This window comes from Actinoplanes sp. NPDC000266 (genome assembly GCF_042899005.1).
GTDB lineage: Bacteria > Actinomycetota > Actinomycetes > Mycobacteriales > Micromonosporaceae > Actinoplanes.
Map to the genome: position 1 here is coordinate 23786 of NZ_JBIAZI010000007.1, position 18124 is coordinate 41909.

The window sequence follows — 18124 nt, forward strand, 5'->3', positions numbered from 1 at the left end:
TCCGCGGGGGGTCTTTTTGTTGGGGCCACAAAATCCTCGGAAGGGAACGCGCCATGGAGTACCAGGTCTTCGACACCACGCTGCGCGACGGCGGGCAGCGGGAGGGGATCAGCTACTCGGTCGCCGACAAGCTGGCGGTCGCGAAGCTGCTCGACGAGTTCGGCGTGGGCTTCATCGAGGGCGGCTGGCCCGGCGCGATGCCCAAGGACACCGAGTTCTTCCAGCGGGCCAGGACCGAGCTCGACCTGAAGAACGCCGTCCTGGTCGCCTTCGGCGCGACCCGTAAGGCCGGCACGACAGCCAAGAACGACCCCCAGGTGCAGGCCCTTCTCGACGCCGAGACCCCGGTCGTCTGCGTCGTCGCCAAGAGCGACATCCGCCACGTCGAGCGGGCCCTGCGCACGACCGGCGACGAGAACCTCGCGATGGTCGAGGACACCGTGCGGCACCTGGTGGCCAGCGGCCGCCGGGCTTTCGTCGACTGTGAGCACTTCTTCGACGGCTTCCGCTACGACCCCGACTACACCGCCAGCGTGGTGAAGAGGGCTATCGACGCCGGGGCCGAGCGGGTCGTGATGTGCGACACCAACGGCGGCATGCTCCCGTCGATGATCACCAAGGCGGTCAACGAGGTCGTCGAGCGCACCGGCGTCCCGGCCGACCGGCTCGGCATCCACTGCCAGAACGACACCTCGTGCGCGGTCGCCAACACGGTCGCCGCGGTCGAGGCGGGCGTCAAGCACTTCCAGTGCACGGCCAACGGCTACGGCGAACGGCCCGGCAACGCCGACCTGTTCGCCACGGTCAGCAACCTGCAACTCAAGCTCGGGCTGCCGGTCCTACCGGAGGGCTGCCTGGAGAAGGCGACGCGGGTCTCCACCGCGCTCGCCGAGATCGCCAACATCGCCCCCGACACCCACCAGGCCTATGTCGGGGCCGCCGCCTTCGCCCACAAGGCGGGGCTGCACGCGAGCGCGATCAAGGTGGATCCGCTGCTCTACAACCACGTCGACCCGGCGGTTGTGGGCAACGACATGCGGATCCTGGTGACGGAGATGGCCGGCCGGGCCAGCATCGAGCTCAAGAGCCGCGAGCTCGGCATCGACCTGGCCGGCCACCCGGACACCCTCTCGGAGGTCACCCGCAGGGTGAAGGAGCTGGAGGCGGGTGGCTGGTCGTTCGAGGCCGCCGACGCCTCGTTCGAGCTGCTGGTCCGGGGCGAGCTGCCGGGTGAGGGCTTCGCCCGCCCGTTCGGCCTGGAGACGTACCGCGTGCAGGTCGAACACCGCGAGGACGGCGCCGTGGTCTCCGAGGCCACCGTCAAGGTCCGGGTGAACGGCGAGCGGGTGATCGCCACGGCCGAGGGCAACGGCCCGGTCAACGCCCTGGACGAGGCCCTCCGCGCCGCCCTGACCGCCCATTACCCGCAGCTGAAGACCTTCGAGCTGAGCGACTTCAAGGTACGGATCCTGGAGGGCACCCACGGCACGAACGCGGTGACCCGGGTGCTGCTCGAGACCGGCGACGGCGAGCGCGAATGGACCACGGTCGGCGTGCACGAGAACATCATCGAGGCGTCCTGGGTGGCTCTGGTCGATTCATTGACGTACGGCCTGGCGCAGTGAGGATCTTCTCCGGGTCCGCCTTCGAGGAGCAGATCGGATATGCCCGCGCGGTCGTCGACGGCGACCGGGTGTACGTCTCCGGCACCACCGGCTTCGACTACTCGACGATGACGATCGCGGACGACGTCGTCGAGCAGGCCGAGCAGTGCCTGCGCAACATCGGCGCCGCGCTGGCCGAGGCCGGCTGCTACTTCACCGACGTCGTCCGGGTCCGCTATCTGCTGCCGAACCGCGAGGACTTCGAGCCGTGCTGGCCGGTGCTGCGCAAGTACTTCGGCGATGTCCGCCCGGCCGCCACCATGCAGGTGTGCGGCCTGGCGGACCCGCGCATGCTCATCGAGATAGAGGTGGACGCGCGGCGTCGCTGATCATCTCGATGGCCGAGGCGAGCGGCATCGGGGCGAGCTGACCGCCGTCGCGATGCCGCAGGGCGACCAGGCCGTCCGGCGCCTCGCGGCGGCCGATCACCCCGACGTACGGGATCTTGCGCTCGGCCGCGGACCGGATGCGCGCGCCGATCGAGCCCTCGTGGTGCACCTCGGCCCGCAGCCCGGCCTCGATCGCCGCCGCTTTCGCGGCACCGGCCGCCGGGAAGAGGTCGTCGGCGACCGGCAGGACGGCCAGCTGCACCGGCGCGTACCAGACCGGGAAGGCGCCGTCGTGCACCTCGATCAGGTGCCCGAAGAGCCGTTCCATCGAGCCGACCAGGCTGCGGTGCACCATCACCGGCCGGGACCGGCCGCCCTCGGCGTCCGCGTACTCCAGCCCGAAAGCCGCGGGCTGGTGGAAGTCGACCTGAATGGTGGCCAGGCTCGACTCCCGGCCGGCCGGGTCGACGATCTGCACGTCGATCTTCGGGCCGTAGAAGGCGGCCTCGCCGGGCGCCTCCACGAAGTCGACGCCGTCCAGACCCTGACGCAGCAACGCCTCAGCCCGCGACCACATCTCATCGTCACCGGCGTATTTGCCGCCGGAACCCCGCAGGGAAAGGCGATAGGAGGAGGGCTCGAAGCCGAGCGCGGCGTGGGCCTGCCGCATCAACCGCAGCACCCCGGCCACCTCGGCGCTGACCTGATCGGCCGCGCAGAAGATGTGCGAGTCGTTCAGCTGGATCGACCGCACCCGGCCCAGGCCGCCGATCACGCCCGAGCGCTCGGCCCGGTACATCGGGCCCAGCTCGGCTATGCGCAGCGGCAGGTCGCGGTAGGACCGCTGCCGCGACTTGAAGATCAGCGCGTGGTGCGGGCACTGGCTGGGCCGCAGCACCAGCTCGTCGCCGCCGATCCGCATCGCCGGGTACATGTCCTCGGCGTAGTTGCGCCAGTGCCCCGACAACTCGTACATCTGGCGTTTGCCGAGGGCGGGGGAGTGCACGTGCTGATAGCCGGCCCGGCGCTCCAGCTCGTAGAGGTACGACTCGACCGCGTGGCGGGCGGCCGCGCCGCCGGGCAGCCAGAACGGCAGGCCGGCGCCGATCAGCGGGTCGGAGTCGAACAGGTCCAGCTCGCGGCCGAGCCGGCGGTGGTCGACGATCATGAGGGTCTCCTTCGGGTCGAGGCCCGGCGAGACAGCGCCCACAGAAAAGCCCCGGGCGTCTCGCCCGGGGCCGATGCAGAGGTCAGCGCGCGCCGGGTCGTCCCGGCGTCGTCAGCTGCTGACCGAAGTTCATGTCGCCGATGCTAGGCGTGGCGATCGTCGGCCAGCAACTGGAATAGGACGTGGTCCTGCCACTCTCCGGCGATCTTCAGATAGCGGGGCGCCAGCCCGTACCGCCGGAAGCCGTTGCGTTCCAGCACCTTCTGGGATGCGGCGTTGTGCACCAGCGTCCCCGCCTCGACGCGATGCAGGCCGAGTTCCCCGAACGCCAGGCCGGCCACCCGGCCGACCGCGGCCGAGGCGATGCCGCGCCCGTTGGCCTCCTGGGCCACCCAATATCCGAGGTGGCACGACTGGAACGGGCCGCGGGCGATGCCGGTCAGCATGGCGCGGCCGACGATCCGGTCGTCGTCGAGGATCACGTGCGGCAGGGTGACGCCGCCGTCGTACTGCCGAAGCGTCTCCTGAATCAGGCGCCGCTGGCCCTCGTCGGTGAAGAACCCGGCCGGGCGCACCGGCTCCCACGGCGTGAGGAAGTCACGGTTGGCCCGCAGCAGCGCCGCGATCTCGGCCGCGTCGCCCTCGGTGGTCAGCCTGGTCGTGGTGGTCATCGCCCGGCCGCCGGGAGCATCAGCTCGGCCACGATCGCGCGGTGGTCACTGTGCGGGATGGCGTGCACGCTTGTTTCCCGTACGCCGAGACGTTCGTCCACGAGCACATGGTCGATCGTGACCGGCGGGATCGGCTTGCCGTCGTACGGCCCCCAGGTCCCGGCCAGGCCCTTGCCGGTGGCGTCGGCCGCGTCGCGATAGCCGCGCGCGACCAGTTGCCGCATCGGCGTGTGGTCGAGCGTCGAGTTGAAGTCGCCGAGCAGGATCCGGGGGATGCCGCCCGCGTCCGCGCGCGGCTCGGCCCGCAGGTCGGCCCGCCACTGCCCGAGGATCGACTGGGCGTACGGGGCGATCGGATGCGCCGACTCCACGGTCACCGCGCTCGCGCCCGGGGTGTGCACCGTGGCGTACGCCTGCATGAAGCCGCCGCCGTTCCGCCGGGCCCCGGCATCGGTGATCGGAAAGCGGGAGTAGACGCCCGAGCCGTCGGCCTGGGGCTCGTCGGCGAGCGAGGAGTACGGCAGCAGCGCGCCCAGCCCGGCCCCGGCCAGCGCCTGCCGGCCCTCGGGGGTGAACTCCTGCACGGCCAGCACGTCGACGTCGCGGTCGCTGACCAGCTTGACGATCGTGGCCGGGTCGGCCCCGCCGAACAGCATGTTGCTGGTCATCACCGTGAGCTTCACGCCCTGCTGCGGTCCTCGGTCGCGGGCCGGGAAGGCGCGCGGCAGGACGGCGGCGGCCAGCCCGGCCGCGGCCAGCACGGCCACCGCGCCGATCGTCCAGCGCTTGGTGGCCAGGGCCAGGATGGCCGGGAGCCAGGCCCAGGCGGCGACGTACGGGGTGAAGGCGAACAACTGCACCAGCGGGCCGCGCTCCCCTCCGCCGAGCCGGACGATCGCCCAGATCAGGCCGGGCAGGACCAGCAGCGCGATGACCGTCATGCTCCGCCCGCCACCGGCAAGGTCACGGACGCGATCACGGAGCGGTGGTCGCTGCCGGTCACCTTGTGCACCTGGACGTCCCGCACCCCGATCCGCTCGTCGGCCAGCACGTGGTCCAGGGTCACCGGCGGGATCGGCTTGCCGTCGTACGGACCCCACGTCGCGATCAGCCCCTTGCCTACGGTGTCGGCGGCGTCCCGGTAGCCGTCCGAGATCAGCTCGCGCAGCGGTGCGTGGTCGAGCGTCGAGTTGAAGTCGCCGAGCAGGATCCGCGGCGTCCCGTTCCCCGACGGCCGCGGTTCCTCCTCGAGGTCCGCCCTCCAGGACGGAAGGGCCTCTTTCGAGTACGGCGCCAGGGGGTGCGCCGACTCGATGGTGACCGCCGTCGCGCCCGGCGGCTGGATCGTGGCGTACGCCTGCATGTTGCCCGGTTGGAGGTTGTCGCCGTGGAACCTTTGCGATCCCTGACCGGTCATCGGATATCTCGAGTAGAGGCCCGAGCCGGTCGTGCCGGCCTCGTCGGCCAGCGCCTTGTAGGGCAGCAGATCGCCGAGCCCGGCCGCGGCCAGCCCGTCGGCCGCGTGCGGGGTGAACTCCTGCACGGCCAGCACCGCGACGTCGTGCTCGCGGACCAGCCGCACCACCGACGCCGGATCGGCCCGCCCGAAGAACATGTTGATCGTCATGACCGTGAGCGGGACGCCCTGCTGTTCCGTCGCGCCGCCCAGCGCCCGGGGCAGGACCGCTCCACCCAGCATGATCACCGCGAGGGCGGCCACGGCGGCGATCAGCCACTTGCGGGCGATCAGGGCCGCGATCAGCGGTACCAGGGTCCACGCGGCGACGTACGGCGTGAAAGCCATCACCATCACGGCATAGCCGGGCTCCCAGCCGAGCGCCCGGAAGACCGCCCAGGCCAGGCCCGGCAGGGTCAGCAGGGTGAGAAGCGCGGTGCGCCTCACCCGGCGGCCCGGCCGGACCTCGGCCGGCGTCGTGGTGATCGTCATGGCGGCTAAGTTATCTCGCCGTCCTCAGATCTCGGCGTCGACGATCTCCCCGATAGCGGCCGCGACCAGCTCGTCCCGGATGATCGCGGCGTCACCCTCGACCACGAGCGTGAGCCCTTCGGGGTGCAGATGACGGCCGGCGGCGGCCGAGACCTCGGCCAGCGGCGTCTCCAGATAGTTACGGCGCAGCTGCGGGTAGTAGTCGTCGGGCAGGCCGTAGAGGACCAGCGTGCTCAGCGCCCCTACGATCGAGCCCGGCGTCTGCATCTCCACGCTGAGCTGCCCGGCCCGCCACGACCGGGCCACCGCCAGCTCGTCCTCGGTGACCCCGTCCCGCTGGGTGCGGTCGATCTCGCCGAGCGTGTCGACGATGGCCGGCACGGTCACCGCCGTCTGCACGCCCGCGGCCACCTCGAAGCGGCCGAACCGGCGCGACATCGCGTACGAGCCCCGGATGCCGTACGTGTAGCCCTTCACCTCGCGGATGAGGTGGTTGAGCCGCGACGTGAAGGCGCCGCCGAGGATCGTGGCGGCCAGCGTCATCTGTACATAATCGGGTGTCGCCCGTTCGGGTGAACGATGACCGATCCGCAGGGTCGACTGCACCGACCCCGGCCGGTCGACCAGGAGGATCCGCCGGTGGTCGCGGACCGAGAAGTCCAGCGGGCCCTCGACCGGCAGCGGGTCGCCCTCGGTGCCGGAGAACGCGGCCTCGCCCAGTGCGGCCAGGTCGAGCGTGTCGAGATCACCGGCGACCAGCAGCACACCCGGGCGGCGCATCCAGCTCTGGTGGAAGGCGAGCACGTCGTCGACGGTCACGGCGGCCACCGAGGTGGGATCGCCGTGCATGGGCCGGCCGAAGCGCTCGGCCGCGCCGAACAGGTCGGCCCGCAGCGCGGCGTCGGCCCGGGGCCCGGGCTGGGCCCAGTCCATCCGCAGGGCGGTCACCTCGTCGTCGCGCACCCGCGCCACGTCGGCCGGGTCGAGCTTCGGCGTGCGGGTCGCCTCGGCCGCGAGCCGCACGGCGTCGAGGAGCTGGGGAACCGGGGCCGAGACGCCGACCCGGAAAGTGTCCCAGTCGACCGAGGGCGCCAGCTCGGCGCCGAGACTCTCCAGAGCGATGGCGTACGCCGCGGAGTCGCGCCGCTGAGTGCCCTCCTCCAGCGATTTGGCGAGCACGGTGGCGGTGCCCTCGCGGCCGCCCGTCTCCCGGGCCGCGCCGGCGTCGAGCATGAGCATCGCGGTCGCGAGCAGCTGACCCGGCAGATGCGCGCCGATCACCGTGCCGCCGGCGACGGTGACCCGCTGGAGGTCCGGGAACGTGTAAGGCCGGGCCTGACCCGGTTCGGGGCGAGTAGCGATGAGGGTCATGCCTTCTCCTCGGGGACGTACGTGAGGGTGACCCTCGACTCGGGCTTCAAAGCGAACTCGGCGGCCTCGGTGACGTCGTCGGCCGTGACCGCGAGCCACTGCGGCAGGCGGTAGGCGGCGGCCTCGGGCTCGCCGAACTGCGTCGTGTACCGGCTCAGGGTGTCGGCCCGGCCGCCCACCGTGGACACCTGCCGCCACCAGGCGGTGGTGAGCAGCGCCTTGGCCCGGGCCAGCTCGTCCGCGGTCACCGGCTCGGTCACCAGGCTCGCGACGACCTCGCCGAGGCCGGCCTCGAGCTCCTCGACCGCCACGCCGTCCTTGGCGGTGGCCGTGATGATCAGCGGGGCCGGCGCGTGCGCCAGGTCGACGCCGTACGAGCCGATGTAGTCGGGCTGGGCGATCCGCTTGCCGTCGGCCAGGCGCTGGTAGAGGCGGCTGCCCCGCCCGTTGCCGAGAACCGCGGCGAGAACGGTGACGGCGTCGTACCCCTTGGTCCCGAACGGATGGGTCCGGTGGGAGATGTAGATCCTCGGCGCCGGAACCGCGGCCGTGACCTCTTCTCGTTTAGGCCCGATCTCGCCGACATGTCCCCTGGGCGCGGGCGGAATGTTCGGCACCGGCTCCAGCAGCCCGAAGTACTTCTCGGCGAGCGCGAACACCTCCTGCGGCGACGCGTCCCCGGCCACGGTCAGCACCGCGTTGTTCGGGGCGTAGTACTGCTGGTGGAAGGCCTTGAACGTCTCCAGGCCGGCCGCGTTCAGGTCTTCCATCGACCCGATCGTGGGGTGATGGTAGGGGTGGCCCACCGGGTAGAGCAGCTCCAGCAGCCGCAGCCAGGCGTCGCCGTAGGGCACGTTCTCGTACCGCTGGCGGCGCTCGTTCTTGACCACCTCACGCTGGTTGTCCAGGGTCTCCTGGGTCAGCGCGGGCACCAGGCCGCCCATCCGGTCGGCCTCGAGCCACAGGGCCAGCTCGAGATGCTCGGCCGGCATCGTCTCGAAGTAGTTGGTGCGGTCCGGGTTCGTGGTCGCGTTCAGCGAGCCGCCGTTGCCCTGCACGAGACGCATGTGCTCGGTCTTGGCCACATGCTGCGACCCCTCGAACATCAGATGCTCGAACAGATGCGCGAAGCCGGTCTGCCCGTCCGGCTCGTGCCGCGAGCCGACGTCATACCAGAGATTGACGCAGACGACCGGTGCTGTCCGGTCCTCGCTCACCACGACCCGGAGGCCGTTGGCGAGTCGCGTGGTTTCGATAGGCCACGGATAGCCGGTCGTGACAACCGGCGCGCTTGGGGACGTCACCCACCCATACTGCCCCCTGGGTCAACGTCCGCATCCCAAAAGGTCATCCAACTATCAGCCGCGCCCCGCGCATGCCGAAGTGCCCGGTTCGACCGAAGCAAGCAGCAGATGCGTCCCGCTCGACGGATTGTCATCCGGAAACGCCGTGCCGTCACGCCGGTGCCGTTCCTCGAGCTTGACCGCTTTCGCCGCCGCCGCATGGCGGCGAGGCATGTGGAGACTGCCGTCCAGGCCCTTGTCCAGTTGGCTGTCGTGCCTCCGTCCCATCAGCCGTCTCCGAGCATTCCCAAGGCATGCCGCAAGGTGAACTGGTCCACCTGAGGCACCGCCCCGAATCGGCCCTGAAGGTAGGCCCTCTCCAAGTTCGTCGAACGCCGAACTTTGTCGCCGCCGTACTCCGCGAGAGCCGTCAGGCTGGTCGAGCCGTCATCGGCTTTGTCGGTCAACCAGACCTCGTCGCGATTCAGGTGGTTGAGCAGGCTGGTGTCGTGCGTCGTGAAGATGAGCTGCGCGTTCCGCGGGTTCGTCCCCGGGTCCTGGAAGAGCGTGAGCAGGTATGCCGACAGGAGAGGGTGGAGGCTGGCGTCGATCTCGTCGAGGAGCAGCACGCCGCCGGCCCGGAGGACGGCGAGCACCGGCCCGATCAGGGAGAACCAGACCCGTGTTCCGTCCGACTCCTCGCTGATGTGGAACGAGGACCGGTGATCGCCGGCACGGTGTACGAGTTGGAGGCTCTTGCGGACCCCATCACCTCTCATGGTCCCGATGTCGAGAACCTCGACGTCGTCGATGCCGAGATCGGCCAGCCGGAGCATGCTGATCGCCAGTGCTCGGTCGTCAGACGGTTCAGCCCCGAAGTCGTCACCGAAGATCGAAGCGGTGCTGGGCAGCCGCCGGCGGGAGTCGGCGCCCGGCTGCCGGGACGGCGCTCGGTGCAGGTTCAGGTCGAAGATGCCGGACAGGTCCCGTCCGAAGGGCGAGATCTCGGGCTCCTCGAATCGCATGGCGGCGGAAAGAGCCAGCGTCGTCGGGGTCAGCAGGTTTCGGGCGCCCGCCGCCGCAGTCAGGCCCCGGCGGAGGTGGAGGTCCATGCCTTCGCGTTCGAAGAGGACCCGGCGCCGCCGCTCGGGGTAGCTGGCGAGGCTTTCGAACAGGACCTCCGAGTCATTGACCTCGACGTGGTAGACGTAGCGAATGTCGTTGGTCATCATCTCGACCTCGAAGGTCGATGGCCGATTCTTGCCGTCACCGAACCGGAACGGCTCGCGAGGCACGAACTCGCCCCACTGCCGAAGCGAGGAGTCAACGGCGGCCGACAGCCAGGCGATCGCCTGCAGCACATTCGATTTGCCCGAGGCGTTGGCACCGTAGATGCTCGCGAGGGTCAGGACCTTCTCCGGAAGGCGATCGAAGCCGCGAGCAGCGGGCCGATCCTCGTCGACAGCGATCATCGAAAGCTCCACCGGATCTTTGATCGACCGGTGGTTGGCGACCTCGAATCTCAACAGCATGGATTTCCCCGAAGTTGCACGCGTTCGTCGGTGTTTTCGTAACTTTGCGACGCTGAAGGCTTGCAGATTGCAGCATACTGCACATGGATAGCTGAATTGGAGATCAAGAACTCAGTGGCCGAAGCCGGCGCCGGATGCGATGCTGGGCGACGTGCTTGAGGATGTACGCGTCAACGATCGCCTGACCATCCCGGCGGCTGAGTTGGCGTGGCGCTTCTCCCGCTCCAGCGGGCCCGGCGGTCAGGGTGTGAACACGACCGACTCTCGGGTCGAGCTCTCCTGGGATCTGGCCGGTTCGCAGGCCCTGCCGGACTTTCTGAAAGAGCGGGCTCTGGCCCAGTTGTCGAGCCGCCTGATCCACGGTGTGCTGACGATTACGGCGTCCGAGTTCCGTTCCCAGCTTCGCAACCGCGAGGCCGCCGCCATGCGGCTGGCCACCCTGGTCGCATCGGCCGTCGCGCCACCTCCGCGGGCTCGCAAGGCGACCCGGCCGTCGCGGGGCTCCGTCGAGCGGCGCATCGCCGAGAAGAAGCGGCGTGGCCAGACCAAACAGAACCGTCGCTCTTTCCCCACGGACTAGGGTGGTCTGCCCCGATAATCGGGTGGTGACCGCGTCTCGTCCCTCTGCTGCTGCCAAGGCCGCTCTGGTTGCCGGGGGAAGCTTCACCTCCAGCATCGCGGTGATTCTCGTGCTGGCCGCCGTCTGGGGGCTGGGTGACCGCGTCGTCCTGTCGGTGCTGGTCGGTCTCTGCGCGCTGACCGCGGCTGGAATGTTGATCGCGGCCGGACGGCTGCGCCCGTAGCTGGGGGACCGCTCAAGCCGCCGCGAATGCGGCTACCACCGCCACCACGAAGCCGGCCAAGGCTCCGCCGGTCAGCGCGCCGGCCACCGATCGGGCGCCGCTCCAGAGGGCGACGACGCCGCATCCCACCAGTGACCCCGACAGGACGATGACCGCCGCGAGCAGCCCGAGCTGCGACTGCGTCCCCTGGCCCTGAAGCAGGAGCAGAGCTGCCAGAAGTATCTGAGGCAACGCTCCCAGTAGCCCGAGCGTTGATCGGCCGGTCGTGGACATCTGGTCCTCCCGTCCGAAGTTACGCCGCCCGGCGGGTGTGCGGGCCCGGTTCGAGAGCGTCGGCTGAGGGGAAGCCGAAGAGGGCCCTCAAGCGCTTGGTGGCGATGGACATGCCGGCCTCGGCCTCGGCCAGTGTGGCCAACCGGCCCGGCGTGTCGTAGAGGGCGTCCAGGGCGCGGGCGATCGCGACCGTCGGCGGGCGGAGGTCTCTCTCGATGCGGGACAGGTGGCCCGGGTCCACGTGGGCGGCGCGGGCCGCCTCGCGCAGTGAGCGGTCGCCTCGGAGTCGCCGGGCCAAATCCCCGAATGTTTCCACAATGCCTCCCCTGAAGTGTTGCCAACTTCGCGCCGCCTTCTTGGCAACACGGAGCAACTGATCACGGGACTAGTGTCACACGGCTAGTCCGATGTGGAGTGGGAGTCCTGTGATGGTGCCTCAGCCGGGGGATGTGCTGGAGGTGGACCGATCGGCCAGCGTGCAGTTCGCCACGCCGATCCGGTTCCGGGTTATTCGTGTGCACGACTGGCAGACGTACGCCGGATGGGTGTGGATCGACGGCTACGAGCTCGACCGCGTCGGGGACGCGGTCGAGCGCCGTTCGATATTTGTGCAGATGGCGGGGCTGCGGCCGGCGCCCGACGGGCTCATCGATGGTTGAACGGAGCCACGGCCTCGCGACTGCGGGCCGCGTCCTCGGGGCCCATCAGCTCCTCGCAGACGCGGATCAGGCGGGCCCGCAGGGCGGCCGCGCGGCGGGCGAAGTCGCGCTGCCGGGCGACGTACTCGGCCTTGCCCTCGGGGGTTTCGATCTTGACTGGATCGAAGCCGTACGAGGACAGGTCGTACGGGCTGGCCTGCATGTCCAGCAGGCGGATGTCGCCGGCCAGGGCGAAGCAGTCGAGGGCCAGCGCGCCCGGCACCGCGGGGCCGAGCTTGGTCGCCCACTTGTGGACGTCCATCGCGGCGTGCAGGCAGCCGGGCTGGTCGAGGTCGACCTGGGTGGCCCGGGTCGGCTGGAGGCGGTTGAGGCCGACCGCCTCGGGCGTGAAGAAGCGGAACGCGTCGAAGTGCGTACACCTGATCGGGTGATCCTCGACCACTCGATCGGTTTCGGCCTGGCCGAGGCGCAGCGGCAGGGCGTGGCGGTGCTCCGGGTCGCGGTAGACCATGGCCCACTCGTGCAGGCCGAAGCAGCCGGAGAAGACCGGGCGGGACGCGGTCGCGGTCAGCAGGCCGTGGATGTACCGCACCGACTCGCCGCGGGCGTGCATGAAGGCGACCTCGTCGAGGGTCACGACCCCGTCGGGGTACGTCATGTAGAACTTCCACGCGGCGTGCTCGGCCACCCCGGTCGGGGAGGGGGCGAGCCCGGCGCCCACGCCGGGGTGCCAGCGGCGCAGCACCGACGGCCGGGTGCCGTAGTAGTCGTACAGAAAATCCTCGATGGCGTGCTTCTCGCCGGAGGCGCGGCGGGCACGGTGGCCCGCGGTCATCTCGTCGGCGCGCTCGGCGTGCGCCCGGGCGATAGGAATCCAGGTGACCGAGGGCAGCGTCGTGGTGAGCGTCCTCACCTGCTTGATCCCCATCGCACCAGCGTATCCAGCCGAGGCGATCAACACGATCACCGTCACGCGCTAATGAGCCGCGCCACGGTGCTCACTCCCGGCATATCCGTCCAATTCGGTCCGTTAATTTTTTGAAAACAGCACAACTGCAAAAGAATGTAGTACATCTACTACATCCTTGATAACGTCCCGGACATGGGAGGAACGACACTGACGGGGGCGCTCGCGGCTGGACCGGAGGTTCCGGCCGGCGAGCGGGTGATCGACATCCACGATCTCCACATGCGGTACGGGGCGAAAGACGTCCTGACCGGGGTGACTTTCGCCGCCCGGCGCGGCGAGGTCCTCGCTCTGCTCGGTCCCAACGGGGCCGGCAAGACCACCACGATCGAGATTCTCGAGGGCTTTCGCATGAGGTCCTCCGGAGACGTACGGGTTCTGGGCGTCGACCCCGCCTCCGGCGGCGAGCGTTGGCGTTCCCGCGTCGGCGTGGTGCTCCAGTCGTGGCGCGACCATGGCAAGTGGCGCGTCGCCGAACTTCTGGAGCACCTGGGCCGCTACTACCGGGCGTACTCCACGCAAGAGGTCGTCCGTCCCTGGCCCGTCGGCGATCTGCTCGACGTGGTCGGCCTGACCGCGCAGGCCGGCGTCCGGTTGTCCCGGCTCTCCGGTGGCCAGCGGCGCCGCCTCGACGTCGCGATCGGCATCGTCGGCCGGCCCGAGCTGCTGTTCCTCGACGAGCCCACGGTCGGCTTCGATCCGGCCGCCCGCCGCGAGTTCCACGACCTGGTCCACCGGCTCACCGACGTCGACGACACCACGGTCCTGCTCACCACCCACGACCTCGACGAGGCCGAGAAGCTCGCCGACCGCATCGTCATCCTCTCCGGCGGCCGGATCATCGCCGACGGCTCGGCCGACGAGCTGTCCCGCCTGGTCTCCCGCGAGAGCGAGATCCGCTGGACCCGCGACGGGCAGCGCTTCGTCCACTCGGCCGAGCAGGCCACGCCGTTCGTCCGCGAGCTGCTGAACCAGTACGGCGACGAGGTCACCGAGCTCGAGGTGCGCCGCACCAGCCTCGAGGACACGTACATGCGGCTGGTCCGCGACTTCGAGGGGAGCGCACGATGATCGAGACGTTCCGGATCGGCGCGGCCCGTGGCCGCATCGAGCTGCGCCAGACCCTGACCACCCCACTCGACCTGTGGGGATATCTGTTCCCGACGCTGTTGCTGCTCATCGTGCTGTTCTTCATGCGCGACGCCACGATCCCCGGCACCGACTTCTCGCTCGGCGCCGGCGCGCTGCCCGGCATGCTCGGCATGAACCTGGCCTTCGGCGGCCTGATCACGATCGCCCAGCTGCTCGTCGTGGAGCGGGAGGACGGCACGCTGCTGCGGGCCAAGGCCACGCCGAACGGGATGGGCGGCTACCTGATCGGCAAGGTCGTCGCCGTCGGCGGCATGACGCTGGTGTCCATGGTGGCCGTGCTGATACCGGGCGCCCTGCTGGTCGACGGGCTGGAGACCGGGCCGGGCACGTGGCTGACGCTGCTCTGGCTGCTGCCGCTGGCGCTGCTGGCCACCATGCCGATCGGCGCCGCCCTGGGCTCGATCTTCGAGAGCCCGCGCGCCTTCCCGGTGATCATGCTGCCGCTGTTCGGGATCATCGCGATCTCCGGCGTCTTCTACCCGATCTCCCCGTTGCCGGGCTGGATCCAGGGCGTCGCCCAGGTGTTCCCGATCTACTGGCTAGGGTTGGGCATGCGCTCGGCGTTCCTTCCGGACGCGCTGGCCGCGGTCGAGCTGACCGGGTCGTGGCGCACCCTGGAGACGTTCGGTGTGCTCGCGGTCTGGGCCGTGGCCGGCCTCGCGCTGGCGCCGGTGCTGCTGCGGCGGATGGCGCGCCGCGAGTCCGGTTCGGCCGTGGCGGCACGGCGCGAGCGAATGATGAGCACGGTCGGGCGGTAGGAATTGGGCAACGAGGTCACGCACAACCGGATCGCGATGCTGCGCGCCGAGCGCGGCATCTCGCGGCGCCAGCTCGCCGACGCGGTCGGTGTGCACTATCAGACCGTCGGCTACATCGAGCGCGGTGAGTTCAGCCCGAGCCTCCACCTCGCTCTCAAGATTGGCCGCTACTTCGAGGTGCCGGTCGAGGTGATCTTCTCGCTCGATCCGTTTCCCCGTCTCGGTGCGACGGCGGACGGAGCGCAGCGCCCGGCGTAGATTTCCTAGGAGCATCAAAGCCGCGAACAGGAGATCATCGTGCGTTTCGCCCGTTTTGTTCATGCTGGTGGGGTCTCCTTCGGCGTCGTCGAGGGTGACGCCTCCGGCCTGACCGTCGCCGAGATCTCTTCCCTGCCGTTCGAGGAGGTCCGCTTCACCGGCCAGCGGTGGGCCCTGGCCGACATCCGGCTGCTCGCCCCGATCTTCTCGAGCAAGGTCATCGGCGTCGGCCGCAACTACGCCGACCACGCCGCCGAACTCGGCAACGAGGTGCCCAAGGAGCCGCTGATCTTCATCAAGCCGTCGACCTCGGTGATCGGGCCGAACGACGCGATCCGGCTCCCACCGCAGTCGCAGCGCGTCGAGGAGGAGGCCGAGCTGGCCGTCGTGATCGGCGCCACCGGCGCCCGCCGCGTCGACCGGGCCGGCGCCGAAAAGGCGATCTTCGGCTACACCATCGGCAACGACGTCACCGCCCGCGACCTGCAGCGCAGCGACCCGCAGTGGACGCGGGCCAAGGGCTTCGACTCGTTCTGCCCGATCGGCCCGTGGATCGTCACCGGCCTCGACGTGAGCGACCTCGAGATCCGCTGCGAGGTCGGCCGTGATCCTGAGGCCATGGAGGTGCGGCAGATCGGCCGTACGAAGGACATGGTCTTCGACGTGCCGACCCTGGTCTCGTACGTCTCGCACGTCATGACGCTGCTGCCCGGCGACATCATCCTGACCGGCACGCCGGCCGGCGTCAGCGAGATCACGTCCGGCGACACGGTCTCGGTGAGCATCCAGGGCATCGGCGAGCTCCGGAACCCGGTCGTCTCACTCGACTGATCGCTCGATTCCATCGAGCAACAGGCCCAGGCCGTATTCGTACGCGTCCTGGGCCTGCTCGTCGGCACCCCGGTCGAAGCCACCGGCGTTCCACAGCGCGGTCATCGCCGGATGGGCGTCGACGTCGAACCAGGTCTCCCACAGCTCGCCCCGCTGCAGCCACCAGTCGTCGTTGCCCAGACCGGTCGACCGGCGCAGCAGGATGCTCTCCGCCTCACCCCGGGCGGCCGAGGTGACCCAGCTCGCGATCGTCGTCGCGGCCACGTTGATCCGTTGTACGGGCAGGCCGCTCTTCTGGACGGCGGCGATCACGAACTCCTGTTCGGCGAGCATGCCGGGCCCGATCGGCGGCCGGTGCTGCGACACCTGGGCCAGCCAGGGGTGCGCCCGGTACATCGCGAAGGTCCGCTCGGCGTAGAGCCCGATCCGCTCACGCCACGTGCCGTCGCCGCGCAGATCACGCTGGCCCAGCACCTCGTCGACCATGAGGTCGATCAACTCGGGGCGGGACGGGGCGTACGTGTAGAGGCTCATCGTCGCCACGGACAGCTCGGCCGCCACGCGGGCCATCGAGGCCGCCTCCAGCCCCTCCTCGTCGGCGACGCGGATGCCCGTGGCCACCACGAGGTCGACCGTGAGCCGCGGCGGTCGTCCGATGGCCTTGCGGGCGGGAACTGATCTCCGCCAGAGCAGCGGAAGGATCCGGGGGCTGAACTCTTCCATGATTCCGTATACCCTACGGGAAGGGTATTTCCATAGGGGGTACGGGAATGAAGATCCTTGTTACGGGAGCCACCGGGAACGTCGGGCGGATGGTTGTGGACGAGTTGCTCGCGCTGGGAGCGTCCGACGTACGGGCATTGACCGTCGACCCCGCCAAAGCCGCACTCCCCGCGGAAGTCGAGGTGGTCCGAGGCTTCGTCGGGCGCCCCGCGGGCTTGACGGCCGCCCTCGCCGGCGTCGACGTGATGTACCTCGCGCCGCACATCCCCACCGCTGCTGCCGCCTGCCGCATGGCCGCCGAGGCCGGAGTGGGGCGCATCGTCGACCTGGCCGGCGCCAAAGGCGACCACTGGCAGGCCATCGAAGACGCGGTCGAAGCGTGCGGCGTGCCCTGGACCCACCTCGAACCCGGCGAATTCATGGCCAACGCCGACCTGTGGGCCCCGCAGATCCGGGCCGGCGACGAGGTACGCGACGCCTACGGCTCGGTGGCCAACGCGGCCATCGCCCAGGAAGACATCGCGGCGGTCGCGGCCCGGGTCATCATGACCGAAGGGCACGAAGGCCGGTCGTACGAGCTCACCGGCCCCGAGACACTCACCCGGCGCGAGAAGGTCGCGGCCATCGGCCGGGCCCTCGGACGTGACCTCGCCTACATCGACCTGCCGTACGACCAGGCTTTGATCCAATTCGAGAAGACCATGGGCGAGTACGCCAAGTGGTACCTCGACGGCCTGGCGGCATCCGTCGGCCACCCCCAGCAGGCGGTGCCCACCGTGGCCGAGCTGACCGGCCGGCCCGCCATGACGTACGAGGAGTGGACCCGCCGCCACCAGGACATCTTCCGATGATCCGAACCCGATTTGTTGGTCATGCGGGGGTCGGGTAGAGTTCTTTCTCGGCACGGCAACGCGGCAAAAACCGAGAAGCCGAGCCAATGGGGTATGGGGTAATTGGCAGCCCGACTGATTCTGGTTCAGTTAGTCTAGGTTCGAGTCCTGGTACCCCAGCGCTACAACTCCTGCGGGAGGGGCGGCGCTGGACTTCTGATAGAGTTCGGCCCGTCGCAAACGCGAGAGCGAAGCGAAAAGCAGTACAAAGCGAGTCCATGGCCCCGTCGTCTAGCGGCCTAGGACGCCGCCCTCTCAAGGCGGTAGCGAGGGTTCGAATCCCTTCGGGGCTACGTTTTGGGGTGCCTCCGTCTGCGGAAAGCGCAGACGGGGGCACTTCGCATTTCTGCCTGGGGGGCGACCCCCCAGACCCCCACGGTGCGGTGGGTGCGGTGGGTGGGGTGGGCTCGGTTCGCTGCGCGAACCATCGAGGTGGGCCTGGGTGGGGCAGAGCCTTCGGGGCGCGACCGTTGCCGCGAGTGCTGCCACGCTGGTAGCCGCCAGGATTGCCGCGACTGCCGTCCTCGTGGGCGCGGTCGCTGCCGTCTCCGCTGTCCTGGCCGGCACGCCATTGCCCGTGGGCGCTCGGCGGAGGCCGTCGCAGTCGCCGTTGCTCGCGGCGGTGATCGCCGCCTCTGCCGCAGTTCCGCCCGTGTCTGCCGCCGTCTTCGGTCTTGTCCGTCGCCCATTGCCTGTAGCCGCCCCGCCGTTGCCTGTGGGCGCTGGCACTGTCGCCGCCCGGGGCCTCCGCGATCGCCGCGACCGCCATTGCGGACGGCCGCGATCGCCGGGCTCGTCGCCGCGTCTGCTCGCTGGCGCTGTCACGGCCACCGCCGCGATCGCC

The 18124-nt window shown here is 69.9% G+C and carries 22 protein-coding genes and 2 tRNA genes; 12 read left to right on the top strand and 12 right to left on the bottom strand.

What is annotated here, in order from left to right; translation table 11 throughout:
- Window positions 1-53: 53 nt before the first annotated feature.
- Both cimA and ACFY36_RS27520 read left to right on the top strand, forming a co-directional pair.
- Complete coding sequence (gene cimA, locus ACFY36_RS27515) at window positions 54-1625, top strand: citramalate synthase (RefSeq protein ID WP_499748815.1); 1572 nt, start codon at window positions 54-56, stop codon at window positions 1623-1625.
- A complete protein-coding gene (locus ACFY36_RS27520) occupies window positions 1622-1993 on the top strand; it encodes a RidA family protein (RefSeq protein ID WP_498691921.1) in 372 nt (123 codons plus the stop codon). The genes cimA and ACFY36_RS27520 overlap by 4 nt, the downstream gene beginning before the upstream one ends.
- Here the strand turns inward: ACFY36_RS27520 and thrS are convergent.
- The 8 genes from thrS to ACFY36_RS27560 form a co-directional block, all read right to left on the bottom strand.
- Complete coding sequence (gene thrS, locus ACFY36_RS27525) at window positions 1959-3158, bottom strand: threonine--tRNA ligase (RefSeq protein WP_499749313.1); 1200 nt, start codon at window positions 3156-3158, stop codon at window positions 1959-1961. The genes ACFY36_RS27520 and thrS overlap by 35 nt on opposite strands.
- Window positions 3159-3304: 146 nt before the next feature.
- Window positions 3305-3832 carry a GNAT family N-acetyltransferase gene (locus ACFY36_RS27530; protein WP_499748816.1) on the bottom strand — a complete coding sequence of 176 codons (528 nt, stop codon included), beginning with the start codon at window positions 3830-3832 and terminating at the stop codon, window positions 3305-3307.
- Window positions 3829-4773, bottom strand: a complete 945-nt coding sequence (locus ACFY36_RS27535; protein WP_499748817.1) for an endonuclease/exonuclease/phosphatase family protein — start codon at window positions 4771-4773, stop codon at window positions 3829-3831. Before ACFY36_RS27535 ends, ACFY36_RS27530 begins: the two co-directional genes overlap by 4 nt.
- Window positions 4770-5780 carry an endonuclease/exonuclease/phosphatase family protein gene (locus tag ACFY36_RS27540; protein WP_499748818.1) on the bottom strand — a complete coding sequence of 337 codons (1011 nt, stop codon included), beginning with the start codon at window positions 5778-5780 and terminating at the stop codon, window positions 4770-4772. Before ACFY36_RS27540 ends, ACFY36_RS27535 begins: the two co-directional genes overlap by 4 nt.
- A 24-nt stretch (window positions 5781-5804) precedes the next feature.
- Window positions 5805-7151, bottom strand: coding sequence for a M16 family metallopeptidase (locus ACFY36_RS27545; RefSeq protein ID WP_499748819.1), 1347 nt, complete (start codon window positions 7149-7151; stop codon window positions 5805-5807).
- A complete protein-coding gene (locus ACFY36_RS27550) occupies window positions 7148-8455 on the bottom strand; it encodes a M16 family metallopeptidase (RefSeq protein ID WP_499748820.1) in 1308 nt (435 codons plus the stop codon). Before ACFY36_RS27550 ends, ACFY36_RS27545 begins: the two co-directional genes overlap by 4 nt.
- 54 nt (window positions 8456-8509) lie before the next feature.
- Window positions 8510-8722: a hypothetical protein gene (locus tag ACFY36_RS27555; protein ID WP_499748821.1), complete on the bottom strand. Its 213-nt coding sequence runs from the start codon at window positions 8720-8722 to the stop codon at window positions 8510-8512.
- Window positions 8722-9966, bottom strand: a complete 1245-nt coding sequence (locus ACFY36_RS27560) for an AAA family ATPase (protein ID WP_499748822.1) — start codon at window positions 9964-9966, stop codon at window positions 8722-8724. Before ACFY36_RS27560 ends, ACFY36_RS27555 begins: the two co-directional genes overlap by 1 nt.
- 139 nt (window positions 9967-10105) lie before the next feature.
- On the opposite strand from ACFY36_RS27560, the gene arfB reads away from it, so the two are divergent.
- Complete coding sequence (gene arfB, locus ACFY36_RS27565; protein ID WP_499748823.1) at window positions 10106-10546, top strand: alternative ribosome rescue aminoacyl-tRNA hydrolase ArfB; 441 nt, start codon at window positions 10106-10108, stop codon at window positions 10544-10546.
- A 25-nt stretch (window positions 10547-10571) separates the two neighbouring features.
- The gene (locus ACFY36_RS27570) at window positions 10572-10769 is read left to right on the top strand and encodes a hypothetical protein (protein WP_499748824.1); all 198 of its coding nucleotides are present in this window, start codon (window positions 10572-10574) and stop codon (window positions 10767-10769) included.
- Between the two features lie 12 nt (window positions 10770-10781).
- Here the strand turns inward: ACFY36_RS27570 and ACFY36_RS27575 are convergent, their stop codons facing one another.
- Together ACFY36_RS27575 and ACFY36_RS27580 are read right to left on the bottom strand one after the other, a co-directional pair.
- Window positions 10782-11000 (bottom strand): hypothetical protein, encoded by a 219-nt coding sequence (locus ACFY36_RS27575; protein ID WP_499748825.1) that lies wholly within the window; start codon window positions 10998-11000, stop codon window positions 10782-10784.
- 61 nt (window positions 11001-11061) lie between these two features.
- Window positions 11062-11358, bottom strand: a complete 297-nt coding sequence (locus ACFY36_RS27580; protein WP_499748826.1) for a helix-turn-helix domain-containing protein — start codon at window positions 11356-11358, stop codon at window positions 11062-11064.
- 112 nt (window positions 11359-11470) lie between these two features.
- Here ACFY36_RS27580 and ACFY36_RS27585 point away from each other — a divergent pair, with 112 nt between their 5' ends.
- The gene (locus tag ACFY36_RS27585) at window positions 11471-11701 is read left to right on the top strand and encodes a hypothetical protein (protein WP_499748827.1); all 231 of its coding nucleotides are present in this window, start codon (window positions 11471-11473) and stop codon (window positions 11699-11701) included.
- Here ACFY36_RS27585 and ACFY36_RS27590 read toward each other — a convergent pair.
- Window positions 11688-12629, bottom strand: a complete 942-nt coding sequence (locus ACFY36_RS27590; protein WP_498655116.1) for a 3-methyladenine DNA glycosylase — start codon at window positions 12627-12629, stop codon at window positions 11688-11690. The genes ACFY36_RS27585 and ACFY36_RS27590 overlap by 14 nt on opposite strands.
- Window positions 12630-12803: 174 nt before the next feature.
- On the opposite strand from ACFY36_RS27590, the gene ACFY36_RS27595 reads away from it, so the two are divergent.
- The 4 genes from ACFY36_RS27595 to ACFY36_RS27610 are packed head-to-tail and all read left to right on the top strand — an operon-like array spanning window position 12804 to window position 15667.
- Complete coding sequence (locus ACFY36_RS27595) at window positions 12804-13739, top strand: ABC transporter ATP-binding protein (RefSeq protein ID WP_499748828.1); 936 nt, start codon at window positions 12804-12806, stop codon at window positions 13737-13739.
- On the top strand, window positions 13736-14578 hold the full coding sequence (locus ACFY36_RS27600; RefSeq protein ID WP_499748829.1) for an ABC transporter permease: 843 nt from the start codon (window positions 13736-13738) through the stop codon (window positions 14576-14578). Before ACFY36_RS27595 ends, ACFY36_RS27600 begins: the two co-directional genes overlap by 4 nt.
- 36 nt (window positions 14579-14614) lie before the next feature.
- A complete protein-coding gene (locus ACFY36_RS27605; RefSeq protein WP_360243580.1) occupies window positions 14615-14836 on the top strand; it encodes a helix-turn-helix transcriptional regulator in 222 nt (73 codons plus the stop codon).
- A gap of 39 nt (window positions 14837-14875) precedes the next feature.
- The gene (locus ACFY36_RS27610) at window positions 14876-15667 is read left to right on the top strand and encodes a fumarylacetoacetate hydrolase family protein (protein WP_498655114.1); all 792 of its coding nucleotides are present in this window, start codon (window positions 14876-14878) and stop codon (window positions 15665-15667) included.
- Here ACFY36_RS27610 and ACFY36_RS27615 read toward each other — a convergent pair.
- The gene (locus ACFY36_RS27615; protein WP_499748830.1) at window positions 15656-16390 is read right to left on the bottom strand and encodes a TetR/AcrR family transcriptional regulator; all 735 of its coding nucleotides are present in this window, start codon (window positions 16388-16390) and stop codon (window positions 15656-15658) included. The genes ACFY36_RS27610 and ACFY36_RS27615 overlap by 12 nt on opposite strands.
- A gap of 47 nt (window positions 16391-16437) precedes the next feature.
- Here ACFY36_RS27615 and ACFY36_RS27620 point away from each other — a divergent pair, with 47 nt between their 5' ends.
- From ACFY36_RS27620 to ACFY36_RS27630, 3 genes are all read left to right on the top strand, one after another.
- The gene (locus ACFY36_RS27620; RefSeq protein WP_499748831.1) at window positions 16438-17241 is read left to right on the top strand and encodes an NAD(P)H-binding protein; all 804 of its coding nucleotides are present in this window, start codon (window positions 16438-16440) and stop codon (window positions 17239-17241) included.
- Window positions 17242-17328: 87 nt separating this feature from the next.
- A tRNA-Gln gene (locus ACFY36_RS27625) sits at window positions 17329-17400 on the top strand.
- A 100-nt stretch (window positions 17401-17500) separates the two neighbouring features.
- Window positions 17501-17573, top strand: a tRNA-Glu gene (locus tag ACFY36_RS27630).
- Window positions 17574-18124: the final 551 nt, after the last annotated feature.